Origin of the sequence: Anaerobium acetethylicum, assembly GCF_900096945.1 — a bacterium.
GTDB classification, from domain to species: domain Bacteria; phylum Bacillota; class Clostridia; order Lachnospirales; family Lachnospiraceae; genus Anaerobium; species Anaerobium acetethylicum.
In genome coordinates this window covers 1-1,475 of the sequence record NZ_FMKA01000099.1, presented here as the reverse complement: position 1 = coordinate 1,475, position 1,475 = coordinate 1, and the positions used below count along the sequence as shown (strand labels likewise).

Below are 1,475 nucleotides of genomic sequence, written 5' to 3'. Positions count from 1 at the left end.
ACTCAAACTTCGCACATGAATAAGTGCTTATGCACCTTGAAAATTCAATAATAACTGGCATAAAAATAGCATGAAACCATCTGGTTTGGTATAATTGAGTTGTCTAAAAACAATTAAAACCGGAGGCTCATGCTATGAATAAAATTATAACACAAGACAACAAGAATGATAACCAGATTTCTAAATCTATCAGAAATTTTTTTACCCGATTTCATCTTTCATCAGCATTAAAAGCTGCTAATGCATACAAAAAGAAGGGAACCCCTGCATCGGAGATTTTTCAGTACCTCTTTCTTCTCATTTTTTCTAACAGAAGCATGTATATGAATCTCCTTACAGGCAGAAACACACCTAATTTTGCAAAGGATACCGTTTATCGCTTTATGAAGATGGTTCAGATTAACTGGATTCATTTCACTACGATTCTTTCAAGCAGAATTATCAAAGATGCGATTGTTCCGCTTAATTCTAAAGATCGTGCGAATGTCCTAATCATTGATGATTCCATGTTCGAACGTAATCGTTCTAAAAAGGTGGAGCTTCTTGCTAAAGTTTATGATCATGCGAAGCACTGCTATAAGTTTGGTTTTCGTATGCTGACCTTGGGCTGGTCAGATGGAAGTACTTTTCTTCCAGTTAACAGCATTCTTCTCTCTACCGAGAACAAGAAAAACAGAATTAATGAAGCAAAATCCTTGGACAAAAGAACTGTTGGTTATAAACGCCGTAGTCTCTCATTAGAAAAAGGAACTCATGCAATGCTGGAGCTTCTGAAGCATGCTAAGAAAGCTGATATTCCAGCAAACTATGTTCTTTTTGACAGCTGGTTTTCTTCTCCAAGCTCCATCCATTCCGTAAAAGAAATCGGATATGATGTGATTGGAATGGTAAAGAAAACACCAAAAATGTTTTTTCGCTATAACGGTGAGGATATGTCCCTCATCTCAATCTACAGTAAAAATAAGAAAAGACGCGGACGTTCCAAATATCTACTCAGTGTCATGGTTGATGTTGTGAAAAACGAAGAAATCATACCAGCCAAAGTAGTATATGTTCGCAATCGAAACAAGCGAAAAGAATACCTTTGTCTCATCTCAACAGATATAGATCTTGATGAAGATGAAATCATCCGTGTCTATGGAAAACGCTGGGATATTGAAGTTTTTTTCAAAGTCTGTAAAAGCTATCTCAACCTGAGCAAGGAATGTCGATCTATGTCTTATGATGCAATGACTGCTCATACAGCAGTTGTTTTCACTCGATATATGATGTTATCACTGGAAAGCCGTGAATCAAATGATGAACGGTCTCTTGGCGAACTCTTTTTATACTTTTCTGACGAAATGTCTGATATCACATGGATACAGGCTTTTCAACTGATGCTTCAAATGTTCAGAACTATGCTGACTGATAATGTTGAGTTACCAGATGAAAAAATCGATGAATTGGTGGATGCATTTATGAATGCAATACCA

The 1,475-nt window shown here is 36.5% G+C and carries 1 protein-coding gene; it reads left to right on the top strand.

Annotated features, from left to right (window positions below):
- Nucleotides 1-134 precede the first annotated feature (134 nt).
- Nucleotides 135-1,475: IS4 family transposase (locus BJR36_RS19950; RefSeq protein WP_091237179.1), on the top strand; the 1,341-nt coding region annotated here is incomplete at its 3' end.